Raw genomic sequence first — 21882 nt, 5'->3', positions numbered from 1 at the left:
GGCCCCGCGGGCGCGGCGCGTCCGGCATCAGGAGACCTCCCGGCACGCGCGGTAGAAATCGCTCCATCCAGGACGTTCCCGTACCACCGTCTCGAGGTACTCCTCCCACACGACGCGGTCGGACACCGGGTCCTGGACGACGGCGCCCACGAGCCCGCCCGCGATGTCCGGGGCGCGCAGCACGCCGTCGCCGAAGTGGGCGGCCAGCGCCAGCCCGCCGGTGACGACCGAGATCGCCTCGGCGGTGCTCAGCGTCGCGGCGGGCGACTTCAGCCGGGTGCGGCCGTCGGCGGTGACCCCCGAGCGCAGCTCCCGGAACACGGTGACGACGCGGCGGATCTCCTCCAGCCCCGCCGGTGACTCGGGCAGCTCCAGCGCCGCCCCGATCCGCCGGACGCGGGAGGCGACGATCCCGACCTCGTCCTCGGCCGACTCCGGCAGCGGCAGGACGACGGTGTTGAACCGGCGGCGCAGCGCGCTCGACGTCTCGTGCACGCCCCGGTCGCGGTCGTTGGCCGTCGCGATGACCGTGAACCCCTTGCGGGCCTGCACCTCCGTCCCGAGCTCCGGAACCGGCAGCGCCTTCTCCGACAGGACGGTGATGAGCGCGTCCTGCACGTCGCCCGGCATGCGCGTCAGCTCCTCGATCCGCGCGACCGCGCCGAGCCGCATGGCGCGCATCACCGGGCTCTCGACCAGGGCGGCCTCCGAGGGCCCCTCCGCGAGCAGCCTCGCGTAGTTCCAGCCGTACCGGACCGCCTCCTCCGCCGTGCCCGCCGTCCCCTGCACGAGCAGGGTGGAGTCGCCGCTGACGGCCGCCGCGAGATGCTCGGACACCCACGTCTTCGCGGTGCCGGGGACGCCCAGCAGCAGGAGCGCGCGGTCGGTGGCGAGCGTCGCGACCGCGACCTCGATCAGGCGGCGCGGCCCCACGTACTTCGGCGTGATCATCGTCCCGTCGGGGAGGGCGCCGCCGAGCAGGTAGGCGGTGACCGCCCACGGCGACAGCCGCCAGCCGGGCGGGCGCGGCCGGTCGTCGTGCGCGGCGAGGCCGGCGAGCTCCGCCGCGTACTCCTGCTCGGCGTGCGGCCGCAAGATCTCGGTCACCGGGTGAGCTCCTTCAGCATGTCGGCGCGGAAGCGCAGGGTGGCGGTCAGGTCGTGGACGGCGCGGGGCGTGCCCGGCCCGAGGTCGGCGAGCCTGGCGGCGGCGCCGGGGTCGAGCCGCCGGTCGGCGAGCCGGCACAGCTGGGTGAGGGTCAGCTCGTCGCGCCGGGCGGGCCGGCGGGCGGCCGAGACCAGCGCCGCGACCACGGCGGACGCGAGGACGCCCGTCCACGGCCCCGGCACCCGCTCGAGGACGCGCAGCAGGTCGGGATGGCCGTCCGCCATCCGGATCAGGCCGGCCGCCGCGTCGTCCCGCTCGGCGGCGGGCAGGACGGCCGGCAGGTCGGCGAGCGCCTCCGGCTCGTCCACCACGGCGCCGCCCCTGAGGAGCGCCCGCGCCCACGCGGTGTCGCGCTGCCGCCGCGCGGCCCGAGCCCAGCCGATGTGGACGTCCCGGGCGCCGGTGCCGGCGACGGGGAGGCGCACGATCTCCATGGGCGGGAGGCCGAAGTGATCCGTCCAGGTCGCGAGGGGCGTGCGGGCGAGGATCTCGCGCAGCCACGCCGCCCGCGTGCCGACCGGCCCGCCGCCGTTCGGGGCGAACGACCCGCTCGGGTGGAACGGGACGCCGTCCCGCGCGAGGTCCTCGCCGTGCTCGCCGGGCGGCTCGACGAGGATCCGCGTCCGGGGCCGGCCGTGGAGCTCGCGCCGCTGCGTCCGCAGGCACGCCCGCGCCCGAGCGGCCATCCGCGCCCCGTACGCCGAGCCGGGGAGCCTGGCCAGCAGGTCGGCCGCGAGCTGGCGGACGTCCTTCCCGCGGTCCTCCAGCGCCTCTTCGAGGAACTCCTCGTCCGCGTCCGACAGTCCCCGCTCGAACGTCGCGAGGAGCGCGGCGCGGTCGGGCGCCGCCTCCCTCTGCCACACCGCCCGCAGGGCGCGCCGCGCCGCCGCCGGATCGGAGCCCCGCAGCCGCGCCAGATACGCGACCCGCTGGTGCCGGGTGCCGGTCTCCCACACGTCGTCGCCGCCGCCCGGGTCGTCGCCGGCGCCGACGAGGTACGCCCAGTCGGTGTTCCGCAGGGCGAGCCAGACCCCGCGCCGCCCGGCGGCCCGCGCGATGGACGGCCGCAGCATCCGGTCGCTGCGCCCTCGCTCCAGCAGTTCGGGCAGCAGCCGCGCGGGCACCCGCCACCCCTGCGCCGCCGCGGCGTCCAGCCACTCGGGCAGCACCTTGATCTGCTCCCCGCCGAGGATCCGCGCCAGCCTCCGCGCGGCGGCCTCCGGCACGACGTCCGCCTCCTCGGCGGGCGCCGCCGCGACCGCCTCGACGTCGCGGCGCGGAACGTGCCCCGCCCGCGCCCGGACGGTGAGCAGCGCCGCCTGGTCGAGCAGCCGGCCCGCCCCGCCGTCGCCACCGGACGGCCGCCCGCCGTCCCCCGGGGCGCCGGTCCCGGCCAGGGCGGGCGGGTCGCGGCGTTCGGTGCCGAGGAGGCCCGCGGTGACGTGCTCGTCCCATGCGCTCACAGGGCGACGGCCCCTTCCTCGTCCTGCCAGGCGGTGAGGGGGCGCAGGCCGTGCGGCGTCCACTCTCCGGCGAGGGTGACCGGGCCGCCTCCCGAGACCGCCAGCAGGCGCCATGGTGACGCGAGCCGCAGCGGCAGGGCGTCGCCGACGCGGTCGACGGCGTGCCAGACGTCGCCCGCCCGGCCGACCCGGACGTCCGCCAGCACCGCCGGCCACAGATCCGTCCAGGGGTCGCGCGCCAGCGCCGCCGCGTGCTCGTCGAGGAACTCCCGCACGGACATCCCCTCGGGCTCCGCCGCGCGGGGTGGGCCGTACCGTTCCGCGACGAGGGCCCGCAGCGGCTGCGCACCGGGATAGAAGGCGAGCTCGGCATCGATCTCCGCGCCTGCGCCCGTGTCGGTTCCTCGGCCCGCGCTCGTTCCCAGGGGATCGTCCAGGGCGGCGCCGTTCGGCGCGAACGACAGCACCAGCGCGGCTCTGCCCGTCCGTCGGCCGCGCAGCCAGACCCGCCGCGTCGTCAGCTGCTCCTGCACGGAGTCGCGGCATCCGACGGCGCACCACAGGTCGCGGACGCGCTCGCCCGCGTCCAGCACGTCCCGCCGCGCCACGGTGAACCCGATGCGCGCGCGGACCGAGTCCCGCAGAGCGGGCGGCAGCCCGTCGCACCGCCGGTGGGCCCGGACGAGCAGCCGCAGCAGCGCGTACTCGGCCAGCAGCCGCTCCGGCCAGCCGGGCCGCCGGGGGATCGCGGCGAGCGCCCGGACCGTTCCGGCGAGCCCGCCCGCCTGCGCGTCGACCAGCCGCCGGGCCGCGTCGTCCCACCGCGCCCCGGGGGCCCGTTCGGCGTCCGCGAGCCCGTGCGCGACCTGGTCGCACAGCCATCGATCCAGTTCGGCGAGCCCGTCCGCGACCCGCCGTTCCCGTAGCCCGCTCACCCTCCGAAAACTATCGGGCCCCTACGACATTTCCGCCTATTCGCTGACGACCGGTCGGGCCGGTTGTCAGCGCCCTTTGCCTTGCCGGCGGTGGCGCTGGATAGCGGAGGGACGGGAGGGGTCCGGCCGCTTGCGGCCCGTCAGAATCCGGGGGGTTTGGGAAGCTCGGAGAGGGACGGCGCGTCCGGCGCGAGGAGGGCGGCGCCCGCCAGCAGGGACCCGAGGGCGACGGCGGCGAACAGGCCGACCCACGCGAGGCCGGGCACGCCCGTCAGATGGGCGAGCTGGTCGGCGTCGGAGCTCGGCGCCATGTGGCGGGAGCGCATCCGCTGGAGCTCCACGACCGGGCGGGCGGCGGCCAGCAGCAGGAACCAGGCGGCGAGGTAGGCGAACCCCGCCCGCAGCGTCGCGCCCCCGAACCAGGACACGGCGAAGATGACCGCGCCCGTCCCGACGACCGACAGGACGCCGTAGGCGTTGCGGATCATGATGAGCATCGCCGCGAGGAGGGCGAGCGAGAACCACAGCATGAGCGTGATGCGGCCGCCCGCCAGGAGCAGCGCGAAGAACAGGCCGAGCAGCGGCGGGGCCAGATAGCCCGCCAGCGCCGTGAAGATCATGCCGGGGCCGTGCGGCTTGCCGCGCGAGACGGTCACGCCGGAGGTGTCTGAGTGCAGCTTGATGCCGTCCAGCTTCCGGCCCGTGACCAGGGCGGCGATGGCGTGGCCGCCCTCGTGTGCGATCGTGATGGTGTTGCGCGCGACCCGCCAGGTGGGGCCGTGCAGGACGGCGGCGAGCGCGGTCAGGCCGACCAGGATGACGAGCCACCAGGGCGGGTCGGGCTGCGCGCCGGTCACTCGGTGCCAAAGGTCGGCGATGCCTGCGTTCTCCACGTTCACCCCGGTGTCGTCGTTCGTGATGCCTCACCCTAGGACGTTCCGGATGGCGTCCGCGTTCGGAAATCTCGACCGGAGGTGTGCCATGACCGTGCGGAAGGTCCGCGTCCCCGAGCCGGGCGACCTGGAGGCGGCGTGGCGAGCGGTGTCCGGGGTCCTGGCCCCCACGCCGGTCGTGGCGTCGCAGATCGCGCCCGGCGCGCTGCTGAAACTGGAGACGCTGCAGCCGACCGGGGCGTTCAAGGTGCGGGGGGCGCTCGCGGCCCTGGCCGCGCTGCCGCCCGGGGAGCCCGCCGTCACCGCCAGCGCCGGCAACCACGGGCTCGGGATGGGGTACGCGGCGGCGCGCAGCGGCGCGGACGTGACCGTGGTGGTCTCCACGAGGGCGTCGCGGGCGAAGGTCGAGCGGATCGCGCGGTTCCCGGTCCGGCTCGTCCGGCACGGGACGACCTACGACGAGGCCGAGGCGCACGCGCTGGCCCTGCCCGGACGGTTCGTCTCGCCCTACAACGACCCCGCCGTGATCGCGGGCCAGGGCACCATCGGCCTTGAGCTCGACGCCCAGGTGAGCGGCCCGCTGACGGTGGTCGCGCCGGTCGGGGGCGGGGGCCTGGCGGCCGGGCTGTCGCTGTGGGCGCGGGAGCGCGGGGACGTGCGGATCGTCGGCGTCGAGTCGTCGGTGTCGCGCGGGGTGTCGGCGTCGGTGGCGGCGGGACGCGTCGTCGAGGTGCCGGTGGGGGAGACGTTCGCCGACGGCCTGCCCGGCAACCTGGAGCCCGGCTGCGTCACGCCGGACGTGCTGCGCGGGCACGCGGACCTGACGGCGGTCACCGACGCGGAGATCGCGGAGGCGGTGCGGTTCCTGTTCGCCGAGCACGGTGTCGTGGCGGAGGGCGCGGGCGCGGCGGGGGTCGCGGCGCTGCTGGCGGGCCGGGTGAACGTCACGGGACGTCCCGTCGTGGTGGTGTCCGGTCGCAACATCACCATTCCCGCATATGTCGCCGCCCTGGGGTAGCCGCCGTCCGGACCGGGTGCCCGCCTCGCGTTGTTAATCGTTCTTTCAATTCCGCCACCGGCGCGTTCCGGCTGCCTAACCTCGGGATTCCGCTATCGGGTTACCCGGAGGGAGTGCCGCCGTGCCGGAGGCCGTGATGACGAAAAAGGGGACGGAGTCGTCCTACGGAGAACTTGTCCGACTGGCCTATTTCGTTCTTCCGGGCAAGGGGAAACGGGCCTACCGGCTCGTGCTCGCGCGCCGGATCGTGGACGGCGCGCGCGGCGGCCCGGTGCGCCGCCGCACCCGCGTGCTGCGCCGGGCGATGCGTCCGCCGCGCCGGCTCGACCTCGGGCTCGGCCCGTGGCTGCGGGCGCTGCCGCCGCGGCTGCCCGACCCCGGCCCGATCGGGCCGCTCGCGCGGCTGGAGCCGCCCGTGCGGGTGGCGTACGTGCTGCGGCACCTGGAGGGGCTGCCGCGGTACGCGGTCCACGACCAGCTCGTGCGGATGCGGATCCGCGACCCCTGGCCGGTGATCCGGGCGGCGGACGCGGCGCGGGTGCCGCTCCCGGTGCCGATGCCGTTCGATCCGGTGCTGCGGAACCCCGTGCGGCCCCGTCCGCTGGCGCCGGTCCTCGCGGCCGCGGCGGCGACCGCGGTGCTCGCGGGCGCGCTCATGGTGACCGAGGCCGGCGGGCCCGCGGCCCGGCGGCCGGACGCGGCGGGCGCGCGGCCCGTCGTCCCGCACGCGCTGCGGCTCGCCGCGGCCCCGCCGGACGCCTGGACGCGCGGCTCCCGCACGCTCGACGCCTGGCCCGCGCGCGGGGACCTCGTCCACGACACCGCCCTCATCGAGGGGGCGGCCCGCGCCTGGGCGAACGCGGGCGGCGCGGGCCGGGGGGCGGGCGGCGGCGCGCAGCTGCTCTACGCGGGGACGGCCGGGGGCGAGCGGCTCGTCCTGATGCGGCGCGGGGACCGGCTGGCCCGCTACACGGGGAGCCTGAGCGTCGCGACGGCGGGCACCGACGCGTCCGCGCCGATCCCGCTCGGCGGCGGCCGGTACCTGCTGTCGCCGTGGGACCGGAAGGCGACGTCGCTCGCCGGGGCGGCGCTGCCGGCGGGCGACGGGGTCGTCGGGCCGGTGTCGGCCGGGACCCGCTGCGGCCGCGGCCCGCTGTTCCGGCTCGGCGACCGGACGATCGGGGACCTCGGCGGGCCCCGCGCGGCCGTCCTGACGCACCGCGCGCCCGCCGCCCGCAAGGCCGGCCGGGAGCTCGGCGCGGAGGGGCTGGCCGCGTGGCGGCGGACCGCGTGCGCGCTGCCGGCGCAGTCCGGCCCGGTGACCGAGGCGATGGCGTGGACGTTCTGGACCGGGACGCTGCCGCAGAGCGGCGCGCGGGCCGACTGGGTGTGCGCCCGGGTCGAGTACCCCGGCGGAGCCGTGACGCGGGCCGCCCTGACCGGCGCGAAGGGCACCACCGTGACCGGGACGTGCGACGACCGGCGCCCGGTGAGCGGCATGTGGTGGGAGGCGCCGTCCGGCCGCTGGCTGTACGTCGCCGCCGCCGGGCGCGGGTTCGTGCCGCGGGCGCGGGGGCCGCTGCGCGCGCCGCGCGTCGACGACCGGCTGCTCGTGGCCGGCTCGCCGACCCCGGCGAAGCGCCCGGACCGGTACGTCACGCTCACCGCCGCCGTGGACCGCGAGGTCCGGTCAGCGGACGCTTATCCCCATGGGGCACACTAAGGGAGCGAAGACCGAACGACGTTCAGAAGGGGTCGCGCTATGGGCAAGGGGCCGCTCTCCGGAGTACGGGTCATCGAGCTGGCCGGCATCGGGCCGGGTCCGTTCGCGGCGATGCTGCTGGCCGACCTCGGCGCGGACGTGATCCGCGTCGACCGGGCGTCCGCGGCCGGCACGGGGGCGGGCGCCACCGACTTCACCAACCGCGGCAAGCGGTCCATCGCGGTCGACCTGAAGTCGGACGCGGGCCGGGAGGTCGTGCTCCGCCTCGCCGAGCGGGCCGACGTGCTCCTGGAGGGATTCCGCCCCGGCGTCACCGAGCGCCTCGGCCTCGGCCCGGACGACTGCCTCGCCCGCAACCCGAAGCTGGTCTACGGCCGGATGACCGGCTGGGGCCAGGAGGGCCCGCTGTCCCAGACGGCCGGCCACGACATCGGCTACATCGCGATCACCGGCGCGCTGCACGCCATCGGGCGCGCGGGCGGCCCGCCGCAGGTGCCGCTGAACCTGCTCGGCGACTTCGCGGGCGGCAGCATGTACCTCGTCGTCGGCGTCCTCGCGGCCCTCCTGGAGGCCAAGGTCAGCGGCAAGGGCCAGGTCGTCGACACCGCCATCGTGGACGGCACCGCGCACCTGTCGACGTTCATCCACGGGTTCCTCGCGGGCGGCATCTGGGAGGACGAGCGCGGCGTCAACATGCTCGACACCGGCGCCCCCTGGTACGACGTCTACGAGACGGCCGACGGTGAGCACATGGCGGTCGGCGCGATCGAGCCGCAGTTCTACGCCGAGTTCATCCGCCTGCTGGGCGTGGACGGCGAGGACCTGCCGCACCAGCACGACCGGAACGGCTGGCCGCGCCTGCGCGAGCGGTTCGCGACCGCGTTCAAGGAGAAGACCCGCGACGAGTGGGCGGAGGTCTTCGTGCCCAGCGACGCGTGCGTGGCGCCCGTCCTGTCGATGAACGAGGCGATGACGCACCCCTACAACACGGCCCGGGACGTGTTCCCGGAGCTCGGCGGCCGCCGCCAGCCCGCCCCGGCGCCGCGCTTCTCCCGCACCGACACCGCCACCGACGGGGTCCCCGTCCTGCCGGGCGGCCAGTCCCGCGACGTCCTCACCGACCTCGGGTTCGAGGACGCGGACGACCTGCTGAAGAGCGGGGCGGTCGTCCAGGGCTGACCTGCGCGCCTCCGCGGGTCCGCGGAGCGCGTTGTGAATCTCCTGACAATCGCCCGGGGGCAAATGGCGGATCCGCTCACAAGACCGCGCCGGATCGCGGCCGTACCTTGTGGCGGACCACCCCCGACACGGCGACGAGCGGGCGGAACCGGCGGCCCCACCCCGGCCGGTTCCGCCCTCTCTCCGGCGTGCCCGATTCAGGGAGAGCCCCATGCGTTACCGACGACTCCGCTCCTGGGCGGTCGCCGCCGCGGCGCTGCCCGCCGCCCTCGGCCTCGCCGTGGTGACCGCGCCCGCCGCGCACGCCGAGATCGTCCCGGAGGGGGCGAACGACTGGAAGTGCAAGCCGTCGTTCCTCAAGCCCCGCCCCGTCGTGCTCGTGCACGGCACCTTCGAGAACATGGCGTTCAACTGGCAGAAGCTGTCGCCGGCGCTGAAGAAGGCCGGATACTGCGTCTACGCCCTCAACTACGGCGGCGCCAAGGACGCCCCCATCCAGGGCACCGCCGACATCCGGACGTCGGCCGGGGAGCTGTCGGCGTTCGTCGACAAGGTGCGCGCCTCGACCGGCGCGTCCAAGGTCGACATCGTCGGCCACTCGCAGGGCGGCATGATGCCCCGGTACTACATGAAGAACCTGGGCGGCGCCGCGAAGGTGAACAAGCTGATCGGGATCGTCCCGTCCAACCACGGGACGAACGCGTCCGGGCTGGTGAGGCTCGGCAGCCTGTTCGGCATCACGCAGGCGATCGTGCTGGCCGCGCCGGCCGCCGGGCAGCAGATCACCGGCTCGGAGTTCCTGCAGGAGCTCAACGCGGGCGGCGACACCGTTCCCGGCCCGGAGTACATCGTGCTGGCCACGAAGTACGACGAGGTCGTGACCCCCTACACCTCGGCGTTCCTCAACGGCACCAACACGCACAACATCCTGCTGCAGGACAAGTGCCCGAACGACACCAACGCCCACCTCGGCATCAACTTCGACCCCGTGATGATCAAGTTCGTGCTGAACTCGCTCGACATCTGGGGCCCGTACTGGCCGATCGACTGCGCGAAGCCGCTCGGCTGAGCGACCGGTGCGGCGCCCGGCGGGGGCTCCCGCCGGGCGCCGCCGGGCTCACAACCCGAGCCGCTTGGCCACGATCTCGTTCATGATCTCGTTGGTGCCGCCGCCGATGCCGAGCAGCCGGGCGTCGCGGTAGTGCCGCTCCACCTCCGACTCCCGCATGTAGCCCATGCCGCCGTGCAGCTGGACGGCCTCGTGCACCACGTGCTCGCACGCGTACACCGCCGTGTTCTTGGCGTAGGCCGTCTCGGTCAGCACGTCCTCCCCGGCGAGGTGCCGTTCGGCGACCGACCGCGTGTAGGTGCGCGCGACGTCCACCTGCCGGGCCATCTCGGCTACCTTGTGCCGGACGAGCTGGCGGGACGACAGCGGGCGCCCGAACGTCTCCCGCTCCCGGACCCAGTCAAGGGTCAGGTCGAGGCACCGCTGCGCCGTCGCGTACGCCTGGACGGCGAGCGACAGCCGCTCGGTGACGAAGTTCTGGACGATCTGCAGGAACCCGCTGTTCTCGTCGCCGACGAGGTTCGCGGCGGGGACCCGGACGTCGTCGAACGCGAGCTCGGCCGTGTCGGAGCACTGCCAGCCCATCTTGCGCAGGGGCCGCGACACGCTGAACCCGGGCGTGCCCCTCTCCACGACGATCAGTGAGATGCCGCCGAAGCCGGGGTCGCCGGTCCGCACGGCGGTGGTGACGAAGTCGGCCCGCACGCCGGACGTGATGAACATCTTGGCGCCGTTGATCATGTAGCAGTCGCCGTCGCGGACGGCGGACGTCCGGATCCCCGCGACGTCCGAGCCGGTGCCCGGCTCGGTGACGCCGAGCGCGCCGATCTTGTCTCCGGCGAGCACCGGCCGCGCGAACCGGCCGATCAGCGCCTCGTCACCGGACGCGACGATGTGCGGCAGCGCGATGCCGTGCGTGAACAGCGACGCGATGACGCCGCCGGACCCGCCCGCCTGGATGAGCTCCTCCGCCACGATGAGCGCGTCGACGGCGTCCCCGCCGGACCCGCCGGCGCTCTCGGGGAACCCGGCGCCGAGCAGCCCCGCGTCCGCCGCCTTGCGGTGCAGTTCGCGGGGCAGTTCGCCCGCGTCCTCCCAGTCCGCCAGGAACGGGACGATCTCCCGCTCGGTGAACGTCCGGACGAGCTTTCGCAGCTCTGCCCGCTCGGGGGTATCCCAAGCACCCATCGCGCGCCTCCCACGACTAGAACCGGATTCGGAATCTACCGGGAGCGGCGGAGTGCGGATGACCGGGGGGTCAGTCCGGGAGTTCCCTGCGCTTCCTCTCCGCCCTGCGGGCCCGGCGCTTCACGTCGACGCCGCCCCAGAACGCGAAGCCCTTGATGACGACCTTCGGCGCGCCCGGGACGCCGGGGCCGCTCGCGCGCTCGTCGAAACCGCCCATGATGCCGAGGCCCTTCACATGGACGGTGAGATCGTCCGGGACGATGATCTCCACCCCGCCCATGATCGCGAACGCCCGGATCACGACCTCGTCCGCCGTGAACCGGGCGTCGCGCAGGTCGATCTTGCCGCCGCCCCAGAACGCGAACGCCGAGAAGCGGTGCGGCACGTTCCACACGCCGGCGCGGCGGAACCCGCTCATGACGCCGATGCCGATCCGCCAGGACGGCGCGTCCGGCAGCGGCCGGAAGTCCACCCCGGACGGCAGCGCCGCCGCGTGCGCGGTGCCCGGCACCGGCAGGTCGAGGGTGAGCGGCTCCAGCTCGGCGTAGGTCTTCGCCGCGTACACCGCGTCCAGGCGCTCGTCCAGCTCCTCGAGGGTCAGCCGGCCGTCCCCCGCCGCGTCCCGCAGGATCTGCGCGACCCGGTCGCGGTCGTGGTCGGAGGCGCGCATGGCGGGCGGCCCCGGCGGTTCGACGGGTTCCGGCAGATTCGTCATGGACCCGAGCCTATTCCTCCGCGCGAGCCCCGCCCAAGGGCCCGGACGCGGGCTCCAGCCGCACGACGACGGACTTCGACGTCGGCGTGTTGCTGATCTCGGCGGTGCTGTCCAGCGGGACCAGAACGTTCGTCTCCGGGAAGTAGGCCGCCGCGCAGCCGCGCGCCGTCGGATACGCGACCGTCCGGAACGACCGGGCGCGCCGCTCGGCGCCGTCCGCCCACTCCGAGACGAGGTCGACCATCGCGCCGTCGGCGAGGCCCAGGGACGCAAGGTCGTCCGGGTGGACGAACACGACGCGGCGGCCGGCCTTGATGCCGCGGTAGCGGTCGTCGAGCCCGTAGACGGTGGTGTTGTACTGGTCGTGGCTCCGCACGGTCTGCAGGAGCAGCCGCCCCTCCGGGACCCGCAGGACCTCCAGGGGGTTCACGGTGAAGTTGGCCTTGCCGGTCGCGGTCGGGAACCGGCGCTCGTCCCGGGGCGCGTGGGGCAGGGTGAAGCCGCCGGGTTCGCGGACGCGCTCGTTGAACCGCTCGAAGCCCGGCACGACCCGGGAGATGTGGTCGCGGACGACGTCGTAGTCGCGTTCCATCGCGGCCCAGCCGATGCCGGAGCCGGGCAGGACAGCCCGCGCGAGCCGGCAGACGATCGCGACCTCCGACAGCAGGTGCGGGGACGCGGGGGACAGGCGGCCGCGCGAGGCGTGCACCATGCCCATCGAGTCCTCGACCGACACGAACTGGGCGCCCGACTCCTGGACGTCCTCCTCCGTCCGGCCCAGCGTCGGCAGGATCAGCGCCCGCCGCCCGGTCACCGCGTGCGAGCGGTTGAGCTTCGTCGAGACCTGCGCGGTGAGCCGGCAGCCGCGCAGCGCCGCCTCCGTCACCGCCGAGTCGGGGGTGGCGCGGACGAAGTTGCCGCCCATGCCGAGGAACACCTTCACGGCGCCGTCCCGCATGGCGCGGATCGCGCGGACGGTGTCGAGGCCGTGCGCGCGGGGCGGCTCGAACCCGAACTCGGCGGCGAGGGCGTCCAGGAACGCGGGCGCGGGCCTTTCGTTGATGCCCATCGTGCGGTCGCCCTGGACGTTGGAGTGGCCCCGGACGGGGCACACGCCCGCGCCGGGGCGGCCGATGTTGCCGCGCAGCAGCAGGAAGTCGACGACCTCCCGGATCGTCGCGACGGAGTTGCGGTGCTGGGTGAGGCCCATCGCCCAGCACACGACGACGCTCCGCGCCGCGAGGACGTCGGCGAGCGTGGCCTCGATCTCGGCGCGGGCGAGGCCGGTCGCCTCCAGCACGTCGTCCCAGTCCAGGTTCCGGACGTGCTCCTCGAACTCCGCGAAGCCGTGCGTGTGGGCGTCGATGAAGCCCCGGTCGATGGCGCCGGGGTCGTCCGACTCCAGGAGCAGGCGGTTGAGCGCCTGGAACAGGGCGAGATCGCCGTTCAGCCGGATCTGGAGGAAGCGGTCGGCCAGCGGGGTACCGCGCCCCAGCCCGGAAGGGCGCTGCGGGTTCTTGAAGCGCATCAGCCCGGCCTCCGGCAGCGGGTTGACGGCGACGATCCGGGCGCCCTCCTGCTTGGCGCGCTCCAGCGCGGACAGCATCCGGGGGTGGTTCGTGCCGGGGTTCTGCCCCACGACGAAGATCAGGTCCGCCCGGTGGAGGTCCTCCAGCAGGACGGAGCCCTTCCCGACCCCGATCGTCTCCGTGAGCGCCGACCCCGAGGACTCGTGGCACATGTTGCTGCAGTCCGGCAGGTTGTTCGTGCCGAACGCGCGGACGAACAGCTGGTAGGCGAACGCGGCCTCGTTTCCGGTGCGGCCCGACGTGTAGAAGACGGCCTCGTCCGGGGAGCCGAGCGCGGACAGCTCCTGCGCGAGGACGCCGAACGCCTCCTCCCACGACACCGGCTCGTAGTGCGCCGCGCCCTCGCGCAGGATCATGGGCTCGGTCAGCCGGCCCTGCTGCCCGAGCCAGTGGTCGGAGCGCTCCGCCAGCTCCGCGACGGGATGCCGCGCGAAGAACTCCCGCGTGATCCGCCGCGTCGTCGCCTCCTCCGCGACGGCCTTCGCGCCGTTCTCGCAGAACTCGGCGCGGTGCCGGCGGCCGCCCTCGGGCCAGGCGCAGCCGGGGCAGTCGAAGCCCTTCTCCTGGTTGACGCGCAGCAGCGTCAGCGCCGTCCGCCGGGCGCCCATCTGGTCGTAGGACGCCCGCAGCGCCGCCGTGACCCCGGGGAGGCCCGCCGCCCACTCCTTGGGAGCGGTGACCTCGAGGCCGGCGTCGCTCGGATCGTCGGCGGGCGGCTTGCGGCTCATCCGGTGCCTTCTGTGGAAATCCCCGGCTTTAGCCGTGGGGAGGAAACGGAGCCCCTGCGGAGCAGGTCAGGGGTAGCCCATCCGCCGCCAAGGCGGATGGGCGTCTGGTTACACGTTGCGCTGGTTCTCGACATACCTTTTGACCACCTCCAGGGTGGCGCCGCCGGTGGTGGCGACGAAGTAGGAGTTGGTCCAGAGGGTCGGCATCCGGGACTTGAGGTGCGGGAACTCCTGGCGTAGCAGCCGGGATGACCGGCCCTTGATCTGTTTGACCAGGCGGTGGATGCCGTACTGCGGGTCCACGACCACGAGCAGGTGCACGTGGTCGGGCATCGTCTCGATCGCCTCGATCGGGGCGTCCCGTTCGGCGCAGACGTCCCGGATGATTTCTTTGAGCCGGTCGTCCACCTTGCCGTCGATGACCTTGCGCCGGTACTTCGGGCACCAGACGACGTGGTAGTGGCAGCGGTAGACGACGTTGTTGTTCGACCTGACCTGGTCCATGCCGCGACTATATAGCTTCGTGCTGTATAGTGGCCGGCGTGTCCGAGACAGTGCGTTACACCTACCGCCTGCGGCCCGGCCGCATCGCGGAGGCCGCACTGCTCGACGAGTGGGGCCGCTGCCGGTGGCTGTGGAACGAGGCCGTGCACCAGCAGCGATCCGGCCGTAAGCCGACGTTGGGGAAGCTGTCGAAGCTGCTGACCGAGGCCCGGGGGCGTAACGCCTGGCTGCGGGACGGATCGCAGGTGGCCCAGCAACAGACGCTGCGCGCCTACGGCGCCGCCCTGGACCACTCGTTCAAGGTCAAGGGCCGGGGCCGGCCGAAGACCAAGCGCAAGAAGGACGCCCTGCCGAGCCTGGAGTACACCACCCGCGGCTTCCGGCTCAAAGACGGCCGGCTGTGTCTGCCCGGCAAGGTGACCGTCCCGGTCGTGTGGTCGCGGGAGCTGCCGTCCGAGCCGACCAGTGTGCGGGTCCACCAGGACTCGCTCGGCCACTGGTACGCCTCCTTCGTGGTTCGCCGCGAGGTCGCCGCGGCCCCGGACGCCGACCTGCCCGGCATCGGCGTCGACTGGGGTGTCAAGACCACCGCCGGCACCACGAACCCGGCCTTCGACCTTCCCCACTTCGGCCACCGCCGCCGCTGCGCCGCCGAGCTCGCCAAGGCGCAGCGCACGATGGCCCGCCGACGCCGGCCCAAGGGCCGGCCGCAGTCCAAGGGCTACCAGCAGGCCAAGCGCCAGGCCGCCCGGATCGCCAAGAAGGCGGCCCGGCAGAACACCCACGACGCCCGGGTCTGGGCGAAGAACGTGGTCGAGCACCACCACCTGATCGCCGTCGAGGACTTCAAGCCGAAGTTCCTCGCGAAGACCACCATGGCCCGCAAGGCCGCGGACAACGCGATCGGCGCCGCCAAGCGGGAACTGATCGACCGTGGTACGCGGGCGGGCCGGAAGGTGGTGTTGGTGCCGCCCGCCTACACCACGATGACCTGCTCCGGGTGCGGCGAGAGAACCAATCTCCGCCTCGGACTGGGCGTACGGACTTTCGAGTGCTCGGCCTGCGGCTACACCGCAGGACGTGACCTCAACGCCGCGAGGACGATCCTCGCCACGGCTGAACGCGACCGTGCCAGTGCCGACGACGTAAGACACCAGATCGCCTCCTTCCGGGACGGTGGATCAGATGCGGTCCGAGCTGGGAATCCAGGGCCCGGCCCCGGAGGGAAATCCCCCGGATCTATCCGTGGGGATCGTTAACGCTCACGTCCTCGAAGTGGGATGGCCCCACTGTCGCACGCGGGACGGTGCCCGGCCTACTGCGGCGGGCCCTCGGTCAGGCGAAGGAACACCGACCCCGGGCGGCCGTCGCGTCCCGTCCAGTCGAGCCGGACGCTGTCACCCGGATGGTGCGCGAGCATCAGCGCCGACAGGGTGGCGGGGGAGTCGACCGGCCGGCCGCCGAGCGCGGTGACGGTCACCCCGACCGGGACGCCCGCGTCGGCGGCGGGGGTGTCGGGCACGACCTCGATGACCGTGGCGCCCCGCCCGCGCGCGGCACCGCGCACCTTGACGCCGAGCAGCGCCGTCGGCCCGATGTGCACGGTCGAGGACGGCTCGCCGCGCTGGATCTGCCGGGCCACCGCGAGGACCCGGTCGGCCGGGATCGCGTAGCCGCGGTGCGCGCCCTTGCGCTTGCGCCCGTCGGCGGTGCGTCCCGTGGACGCGGCCGTGTTCATCCCGATGACGCGGCCGGCGGTGTCGAGCAGCGGCCCGCCCGAGTGGCCCGGCCGGATCGGCGCGTTCGTCTCGATCAGATCGGACAGCCGCTCCGCGCCGCCGTCGCTCTCGTTGCGCGCCGTGACGGTCTGGCCGAGGGCGGTGACCCGCCCGGTCACGACGGTCGGCGTCCCGCCCCGGCCGCCCGCGTTCCCGACGGCGGTGACCGGGTCGCCGACGCGGGCGCCGCCGTCGGCCGGCGCGAACGCGGCGGGCCGCAGCCCGGACGCGCCGGTCAGCCGGATCACCGCAATGTCGCCCGTCTTGTCGTAGCCGACGACCTTCGCCCGGTACGTCCGGCGATTGTCGGTGTCGGTGCCCTTGATCCGGGTGGCGCCCGCGATCACGTGGTTGTTCGTCAGCACGAGCCCGGAGGTGTCGAGCACGATGCCGGTCCCGGCCGCGCGGGTCCGGTCGAGGGCCCGCTCGGTGTCGATGTTGACGACCCCCGGCCGGCGTCCGCTCGGCTTCGCCTGCCGCGTCGGGCTCGCCGAGACCGTCGGGGGGAGGTCGGCGCCGCCGCCCGCCTCCACGGGACGGCAGCCGGGGACGAGCAGCGCCGCGGCCGCGAGCAGCGCGAGCGCCCTGCGGTGAGCGGGGCCGTCGGTCACCTGGCCGCCTCCTCGTGGTCCATCCCCCAGGTTTCCTGTTTTCCCCCATGATCCCCGATCCATTCCGATTCGATCAGGAGGTGAAGTACCGCCGCGGGGTCGTGACGAGCATCTGCTCGAGCTGCGCGTCGGTGACGCCCCGCGCCCGCAGCGCGGGCAGGACGTCGTCGCTGATGTGCCGGTAGTTCCAGTTCGGGGCCATCCCCCGCAGCGTTTCGGGGTCGGGGCCGAACCAGTCGATGAAGCAGCTGGCGTCGTGGCTGAGGACCATCCGGTCGGCGTAGCCGCGCTCGCACAGCGCCACGACCGTGTTCACGCGGTCGGCGGTCGAGTTGATGATGTCGATGCCGAACCGGTCCATGCCGAGGATCGCGCCCGTGTCGGCCAGCGCCATCAGGTAGTCGAGGTCGTTGCTGTCCCCGGCGTGCCCGATCACGACCTTGCTGAGGTCGGCGCCCTTCTCGGTGAGGATCTCCAGGGCGCGCCGTCCCGTCTGCGTGTGGCTCTCGGTGTGCACGGTGATCGGCGCGCCGGTCGCCCGGTGCGCCCCCGCGACGGCCCGCAGGACGCGCTCGACGCCCGGTGTGAAGCCCGGCGCGTCCACCGCGCACTTGAGGAACGCTGCGCGGACGCCGGTGTCGCCGATGCCCTCGGTCAGGTCGCGGACGAAGTCGGCCACCATGGGGTCGGAGCCGTCCAGCAGCGTGCCGGGGCCGCGGTAGTGGTACTGGAACGGGACGTCGTTGTAGGTGTAGATCCCGGTCGCGGCGATGATGTTCAGCTCCGGTACCTGCTCGGCGATCCGGGCGACGCGGGGGATGTAGCGGCCGAGGCCCCACACGGTAGGGTCGGCGATCGTGGTGATGCCGCGCTCCACCAGCTGGCGGAGCTTGGTCACCGCGTCGGCGACGCGCTCCTCCTCGTCCCACCAGGCGCCCGAGCCGTAGTTCTGGACGTGCTCGGTGCCGAGGACGAAGACGTGCTCGTGCATGAACGTCCGGCCGAGCTCGGCGACGTCCACGGGCCCTCGGACGGTCTCGACGTCGGGCATGGGTTCCTCCCCGGATGAAGTGACATACCGACCGGTCGGTTTCTGGCAAGCTATGTGCGGGGATGCCGGGGGTCAAGAGGGAGGACGCGGATGGCGGACGGCAGGCCGGTGCGGCAGAGCCCGGTGGAGCGGCGGATCCTTTCCGCCGCGCTCCGGCTGTTCGCCGAGAGGGGCTTCGACGGCACGCCCGTGCAGTCCGTCGTGGAGGCCGCGGCCGTCACCAAGGGCGCGCTCTACCACTACTTCGACTCCAAGGACGATCTCCTCTACGAGATCTACCACTCCCTGATCGCCCGGCAGCTCGCCGACCTCGACCGGGTCATCGCGGCGGGGCTCCCGCCGCGCGAGGCCGTCCGGACCGTCCTGGTCGAGCTGATCCTCAGCACCGCCGAGCACATCGACGAGGCGAAGGTGTTCACGCGCGAGTCGCACCGGCTGGACGACGCGGCGATGCACGCCGTCCGGGCCGACCGGCGCCGCTACCACGTGGCGTTCCGCGGCCTCATCGAGCAGGGCCGGCGGGAGGGCGTGTTCAGTACCGCGACGCCCGCGGAGACCGTCGTGATCGTCGCGCTGGGCATGGTGAACCAGATGCCGTCCTGGTACCGCGCGGACGGGCCGAAGCCGGCCGCCGAGCTCGCGGCGGAGGTCGCCGACTTCGTGCTCGCCGGGCTCGAGGCGAAGTGAGCGTCAGTAGGGCAGGTGACCGGCGGCGGCGACGGCCGCGCCGGTCAGCGCCGTGACCGTCAGCACCGACAGGCTCGCCAGCACCCCCCAGCGCCCCGCCTGGTAGCCGAACGGAACGCGGCCGGCTCCGCGCCCCCGCACCGGCCACGGCGCGCGCAGCGGCACCGTGCCCGGCGGATCCCCTCCCGTGCCGCCGTCCGGGGCGCCGTCCTCGCCGCCCTTGGGGGCGTCGGGCAGCCCGGACACCCAGCCCAGCAGGTCGGCGACCTCGGCGCCCGGACCGCCGGGGGCCAGCCCGGACGCGAAGTACCGCACCTCGCCCGCGACCTGGTCGAGTGTCCGGACGGTGTTGCCGAGCCCGACGCCGCCGAGCCAGCCGCGGACATCGCCGAGGCGGCGGCCGACCTCCGTGCGGACCAGCAGGTCGGTCTTGGTGACGACGACGGCGACGCGCTTCTGGCGGCCCCGGTCGGGACGGGAGCGCAGCTCGTTCAGCACGCGCTGGAAGGTGTCCGCCGGATCCTCGTCCGACGCCGCCCCCGCGCCCTCCACGAGGCCGCGCTCGTCACCGGTCAGGGCGCGCCGCACGTGGGGGAGCGCGAACGGGTCGACGATGAACAGCAGCGCCTCCCCGTGGTCGAGGTAGCGGAGCGACTCCACCTCCGTCGCGCCCGTGAAGTGCTCCCCGGCCGGATCGAACAGGTACAGGATGCGCCGCGCCCGGCCGGGCAGCTCGACGTCCAGCATCGTGGCCAGGGGCAGCTCGGGGCCCGTCTTGGTCAGCCGGCCGCCGCGCTCGAACGCGCGCAGCGCGCCCGCGTACGCCTGCGCGTGCCGCTGCTCGACGAACGCGAGGCGTCCCCGCGCGGCGCGGGCCCGGTCGTGCAGCGCCCGGATGCCCAGCATCATGAACGTCGTCTTCCCGGCGCCGGGCCCGCCGACGAACGGCAGCGGCTCCACCCGGACGCGCCCGATCCGCTCGGGCAGCCGTCCGCCGCAGTGCGGGCAGTACGCGGCGAGCCGGAACCGGCCGAGCGGGACCGTCGTCGGCAGCCGCGCCCCGCACCGGCACACGTGCCGGAACGCGCCCGCCGGGCCCGGCGCGAGGCGGGGATGCCGCGCCCCGCAGCCGGGGCACGCGTACACCGGCAGGGCGATCCGCTCGTAGCAGAACGGATGCGGGCAGGTCTGCAGGATCCGCCCGTAGGCCATGAAGCCGCGCTCGATCGCGGCGAGGACCAGCACGCACGCCAGCCACGCCGCCAGCCACGCGGTCGCGACCGCCCCGTACAGGACGGTCAGCGCCAGCACGAACACGGCGGCAGGGACGGCGGCCGCCACGATCCCGGCGCACAGCGCCGCCCACACCGGGAACAGGAAGAGCCCCCAGAAGCCGCCGACGAGCGTCCGGGTCAGCGCGGCGAGCACCCCGCGGGCCGTCCGCCGGACCCGCGGCACGACCGTCCGCGTGATCGCCCACCAGTCGCGCCACACCTGCCCGAGCAGGTAGTGCCGGTAGGAGATCTCCGGCGCCGCGACCGGTGACGGCCCGGCAAGCGTGACCGGCGCGAGCGTCCGGCAGGCGTGCAGGTGGTAGAGGCCGAGGGCGGCGACCCCTGCGGCGGCCAGCGTCACCGCGAACAGTACCGGGACCACGTACACGACCTGGATCCACATCAGGGCGGCCCAGACGAGGATCAGCAGGATCACGACGATCGGGTGCACGGCGGTCACCGCCCCCCGGTGCGGGCGGCGGGCCCGGCCCGCAGGGCGTCCAGTTCGGCGCGCAGTTCCGGCAGGCCGGACAGGTGCCGGTCGAGCTGCCGGCCGGGAAGCCATCGGGACGCCGTGGCGCCCGCCCACCGCTCCAGCCCGGGGTCGCGGGCGTTCCGCAGGCGCATCCGCAGCACGGCCTCGACCAGCGCGTTGCGCTCGGCCGCCGCCGCGCCGCCGGGCAGCGCGGCGCGGCCCGTCCGGGCGGTGTCGCGCAGTCCGGCGACCCAGTGTTCGCCGACGCGGGCGCGCAGCGGCGGGGGCAGGACGGCCAGCAGCCCGGCGCGGAACCCGGGCGGCCGCCGGCCGAGACCCCGCACGGCGCCGGTGAAGGCCCTCTCGGCGAGCCGGGCGGAGGCGTCGTCCGTACCGGCGAGCGCGCGCAGCGCCGCGGCGGCGGGCGCCGGCCGGTCCGCGCCGACGGCGTCCGCGTACGCCTGGACGACCGCCGCGTTCCGCTCGGAGCGGCAGCCGGGCATGACCGCCCGCACGCGCGCCGCGAGCCGGAGCGCCGTGATGTCGGTGACCCCGTCGCCGCCGTCGAGGGGCATCCTCCCGAACGCCCGCGTCGGCAGGGCGGCGAGCACCGGGTGCGCGCCGCACTCCGCCGGATGCGCGTCCAGCACGGCGAGGCACTCGGAAGCCGTGGGCGGCGCGGCCCACACCTCCGCCAGCGCGGACGCGAGGTCGCCGTCCGAAAGCGGGAGCCGCAGCAGCTCGCCCGTGACCGCCGCGCGGCTGTCCCCGGCGCGGGCGGCGGCCGGCCCCGGCACGGGCGCCGCGACGCGCGGCCCGGCCGGCCCGTTCCGCAGCCACCGCGGGACGGCGCCGCCCGCACGGGTGAGCAGCAGGGCGGCGGCCGCCCGCTCCGCCGGCGTCACGGGCAGCCCCCGGTGGAGGGCCAGCACGGCGGCGGCCCGCTCCCGCGCCTCCGCGCCGCCCTCGCCGGGGCCGACCAGGGCCAGTTCGCCGAGGGCGTCGAGCGCGGCGAGGTCCGCGCCGCGCCAGCAGTCCGCCGCGACGCGGCCGAACAGGGAGGCAGGGGGACCGTCCACGGCGAGGCCGCCGTCCAGATGCAGGCCGGGCAGGTCGGGGGACGCGGCGTGCGCGGCGGCCCAGGCTCCCGGCGTCGTGCCGACCAGGCGCTGCGCGGCGCCGTCCGGGTCGGCGCTGTAGGTCGTGAACGTCAGGCGGGCGGCCAGGTCCATGGGCAGCGAATAGGTGATGAGCGCGAACCAGCGGGCGATCGCCTCCCCGTCGCCGGAGACCAGGACGAGCCGGCCGTGCCCCCGGTCGAGGACGTCCAGGGCCGCGTCCACCAGCCGGCCGAGGGCGGTGTGGGCGTCGCGGTCACCGAGCCACGCGGCCAGCGCCTCCGGTTCGAGCGCCTCGCCGGGCGGCAGCTCCTCCAGCTCGGGGAGGAGGTCGCCGCCGGCGGGCCGCGACGCCCAGAGGGGCGCCCGCCACAGCTCGGCGGGGCGCACGCCCTCCAGCTCGCCCGGTTCGGCGACGACGGCGTGGGCGAAGAAGTTGCCGTGGCGCCCCGAGTAGTCGCGCCCCAGGTAGCGGCAGCACAGCAGCAGGGGGCGGCCGTCCACCCGGTCGTACAGGAACGCGACGGGGAACCGGTTCAGCGCCGCGTCGTCGGGCACGTCCGGCGGCGGGCGATACGCCAGATGAGGGGTCACGGCCGCGCGGGCACCGGCGGGAAGGCCGGGCGTCTGCGCGACGAACTGGAAACCCGCCCGGCCGGTGGGCCCCCGCTCGGCGGACGTGTAGTGCAGCTGCCACGCCATCGCTCACCCCTCCCC

General features: G+C 74.9%; 18 protein-coding genes. 6 read left to right on the top strand and 12 right to left on the bottom strand.

The genetic code is table 11. From position 1 onward, the window contains the following. Positions 1-27: 27 nt before the first annotated feature. From IE99_RS0119555 to IE99_RS0119540, 4 genes are all read right to left on the bottom strand, one after another. Entirely contained in the window at positions 28-1107 is a 1080-nt protein-coding gene (locus IE99_RS0119555; protein WP_030172577.1) for an ATP-binding protein, read from the bottom strand. Beyond that, on the bottom strand, positions 1104-2630 hold the full coding sequence (locus tag IE99_RS32745) for a DUF5691 domain-containing protein (protein WP_030172574.1): 1527 nt from the start codon (positions 2628-2630) through the stop codon (positions 1104-1106). Before IE99_RS32745 ends, IE99_RS0119555 begins: the two co-directional genes overlap by 4 nt. After that, the gene (locus IE99_RS0119545) at positions 2627-3565 is read right to left on the bottom strand and encodes a hypothetical protein (protein ID WP_051712779.1); all 939 of its coding nucleotides are present in this window, start codon (positions 3563-3565) and stop codon (positions 2627-2629) included. The genes IE99_RS32745 and IE99_RS0119545 overlap by 4 nt, the downstream gene beginning before the upstream one ends. Before the next feature lie 140 nt (positions 3566-3705). Continuing rightward, positions 3706-4458: a M50 family metallopeptidase gene (locus IE99_RS0119540; protein WP_245623269.1), complete on the bottom strand. Its 753-nt coding sequence runs from the start codon at positions 4456-4458 to the stop codon at positions 3706-3708. A gap of 88 nt (positions 4459-4546) precedes the next feature. Here IE99_RS0119540 and IE99_RS29435 point away from each other — a divergent pair, with 88 nt between their 5' ends. The 4 genes from IE99_RS29435 to IE99_RS0119520 all read left to right on the top strand — a co-directional run bounded on the left by IE99_RS29435 (position 4547) and on the right by IE99_RS0119520 (position 9447). Continuing rightward, positions 4547-5476, top strand: a complete 930-nt coding sequence (locus IE99_RS29435; RefSeq protein WP_030172564.1) for a threonine ammonia-lyase — start codon at positions 4547-4549, stop codon at positions 5474-5476. 136 nt (positions 5477-5612) lie between these two features. Further along, positions 5613-7199: a hypothetical protein gene (locus IE99_RS0119530; protein WP_157610384.1), complete on the top strand. Its 1587-nt coding sequence runs from the start codon at positions 5613-5615 to the stop codon at positions 7197-7199. 39 nt (positions 7200-7238) lie between these two features. Next, entirely contained in the window at positions 7239-8378 is a 1140-nt protein-coding gene (locus IE99_RS0119525; RefSeq protein ID WP_030172558.1) for a CaiB/BaiF CoA transferase family protein, read from the top strand. A gap of 211 nt (positions 8379-8589) precedes the next feature. Beyond that, a complete protein-coding gene (locus IE99_RS0119520) occupies positions 8590-9447 on the top strand; it encodes an esterase/lipase family protein (protein WP_030172555.1) in 858 nt (285 codons plus the stop codon). A 48-nt stretch (positions 9448-9495) separates the two neighbouring features. Here the strand turns inward: IE99_RS0119520 and IE99_RS0119515 are convergent, their stop codons facing one another. The 4 genes from IE99_RS0119515 to tnpA all read right to left on the bottom strand — a co-directional run bounded on the left by IE99_RS0119515 (position 9496) and on the right by tnpA (position 14171). Continuing rightward, positions 9496-10635, bottom strand: a complete 1140-nt coding sequence (locus IE99_RS0119515) for an acyl-CoA dehydrogenase family protein (protein ID WP_037559703.1) — start codon at positions 10633-10635, stop codon at positions 9496-9498. A gap of 70 nt (positions 10636-10705) precedes the next feature. After that, the gene (locus IE99_RS0119510; protein ID WP_030172549.1) at positions 10706-11350 is read right to left on the bottom strand and encodes a DUF1707 SHOCT-like domain-containing protein; all 645 of its coding nucleotides are present in this window, start codon (positions 11348-11350) and stop codon (positions 10706-10708) included. A gap of 10 nt (positions 11351-11360) precedes the next feature. After that, the gene (locus IE99_RS0119505) at positions 11361-13667 is read right to left on the bottom strand and encodes an FdhF/YdeP family oxidoreductase (RefSeq protein ID WP_030172546.1); all 2307 of its coding nucleotides are present in this window, start codon (positions 13665-13667) and stop codon (positions 11361-11363) included. Positions 13668-13775: 108 nt separating this feature from the next. Further along, a complete protein-coding gene (gene tnpA / locus IE99_RS0119500) occupies positions 13776-14171 on the bottom strand; it encodes an IS200/IS605 family transposase (RefSeq protein WP_030172543.1) in 396 nt (131 codons plus the stop codon). A 38-nt stretch (positions 14172-14209) separates the two neighbouring features. Here tnpA and IE99_RS0119495 point away from each other — a divergent pair, with 38 nt between their 5' ends. Beyond that, positions 14210-15430 (top strand): RNA-guided endonuclease InsQ/TnpB family protein, encoded by a 1221-nt coding sequence (locus tag IE99_RS0119495; protein WP_051712816.1) that lies wholly within the window; start codon positions 14210-14212, stop codon positions 15428-15430. Positions 15431-15486: 56 nt separating this feature from the next. Here the strand turns inward: IE99_RS0119495 and IE99_RS0119490 are convergent, their stop codons facing one another. Together IE99_RS0119490 and IE99_RS0119485 are read right to left on the bottom strand one after the other, a co-directional pair. After that, positions 15487-16560 (bottom strand): S1C family serine protease, encoded by a 1074-nt coding sequence (locus tag IE99_RS0119490; protein ID WP_030172537.1) that lies wholly within the window; start codon positions 16558-16560, stop codon positions 15487-15489. Positions 16561-16633: 73 nt separating this feature from the next. Then, positions 16634-17611 (bottom strand): phosphotriesterase family protein, encoded by a 978-nt coding sequence (locus tag IE99_RS0119485; protein WP_030172534.1) that lies wholly within the window; start codon positions 17609-17611, stop codon positions 16634-16636. Between the two features lie 90 nt (positions 17612-17701). Between IE99_RS0119485 and IE99_RS0119480 the strand changes: the two genes are divergently transcribed. Then, on the top strand, positions 17702-18298 hold the full coding sequence (locus IE99_RS0119480) for a TetR/AcrR family transcriptional regulator (protein WP_030172530.1): 597 nt from the start codon (positions 17702-17704) through the stop codon (positions 18296-18298). Between the two features lie 3 nt (positions 18299-18301). Here IE99_RS0119480 and IE99_RS0119475 read toward each other — a convergent pair whose 3' ends face one another. Next, positions 18302-20032, bottom strand: a complete 1731-nt coding sequence (locus IE99_RS0119475) for a TRAFAC clade GTPase domain-containing protein (RefSeq protein WP_245623268.1) — start codon at positions 20030-20032, stop codon at positions 18302-18304. Next, a complete protein-coding gene (locus tag IE99_RS0119470) occupies positions 20029-21867 on the bottom strand; it encodes a GAP1-N2 domain-containing protein (protein WP_030172525.1) in 1839 nt (612 codons plus the stop codon). The genes IE99_RS0119475 and IE99_RS0119470 overlap by 4 nt, the downstream gene beginning before the upstream one ends. Between the last annotated feature and the right edge of the window lie 15 nt (positions 21868-21882).

It is taken from the genome of Spirillospora albida (genome assembly GCF_000718255.1).
GTDB lineage: Bacteria > Actinomycetota > Actinomycetes > Streptosporangiales > Streptosporangiaceae > Spirillospora > Spirillospora albida.
The sequence above is the reverse complement of the archived record's forward strand: the minus strand, read 5'-3'. Positions and strand labels throughout refer to the sequence as shown.

What these genes read in the sequence shown, in the direction of transcription:
- IE99_RS0119510 (WP_030172549.1), bottom strand. Translation starts at nt 11,350, where the DNA reads ATGACGAATCTGCCGGAACCCGTCGAACCGCCGGGGCCGCCCGCCATG.
- IE99_RS0119480 (WP_030172530.1), top strand. Translation starts at nt 17,702, where the DNA reads ATGGCGGACGGCAGGCCGGTGCGGCAGAGCCCGGTGGAGCGGCGGATC.
- IE99_RS29435 (WP_030172564.1), top strand. Translation starts at nt 4,547, where the DNA reads ATGACCGTGCGGAAGGTCCGCGTCCCCGAGCCGGGCGACCTGGAGGCG.
- IE99_RS0119525 (WP_030172558.1), top strand. Translation starts at nt 7,239, where the DNA reads ATGGGCAAGGGGCCGCTCTCCGGAGTACGGGTCATCGAGCTGGCCGGC.
- IE99_RS0119520 (WP_030172555.1), top strand. Translation starts at nt 8,590, where the DNA reads ATGCGTTACCGACGACTCCGCTCCTGGGCGGTCGCCGCCGCGGCGCTG.
- tnpA (WP_030172543.1), bottom strand. Translation starts at nt 14,171, where the DNA reads ATGGACCAGGTCAGGTCGAACAACAACGTCGTCTACCGCTGCCACTAC.
- IE99_RS0119515 (WP_037559703.1), bottom strand. Translation starts at nt 10,635, where the DNA reads ATGGGTGCTTGGGATACCCCCGAGCGGGCAGAGCTGCGAAAGCTCGTC.
- IE99_RS0119470 (WP_030172525.1), bottom strand. Translation starts at nt 21,867, where the DNA reads ATGGCGTGGCAGCTGCACTACACGTCCGCCGAGCGGGGGCCCACCGGC.
- IE99_RS0119505 (WP_030172546.1), bottom strand. Translation starts at nt 13,667, where the DNA reads ATGAGCCGCAAGCCGCCCGCCGACGATCCGAGCGACGCCGGCCTCGAG.
- IE99_RS0119530 (WP_157610384.1), top strand. Translation starts at nt 5,613, where the DNA reads ATGACGAAAAAGGGGACGGAGTCGTCCTACGGAGAACTTGTCCGACTG.
- IE99_RS0119485 (WP_030172534.1), bottom strand. Translation starts at nt 17,611, where the DNA reads ATGCCCGACGTCGAGACCGTCCGAGGGCCCGTGGACGTCGCCGAGCTC.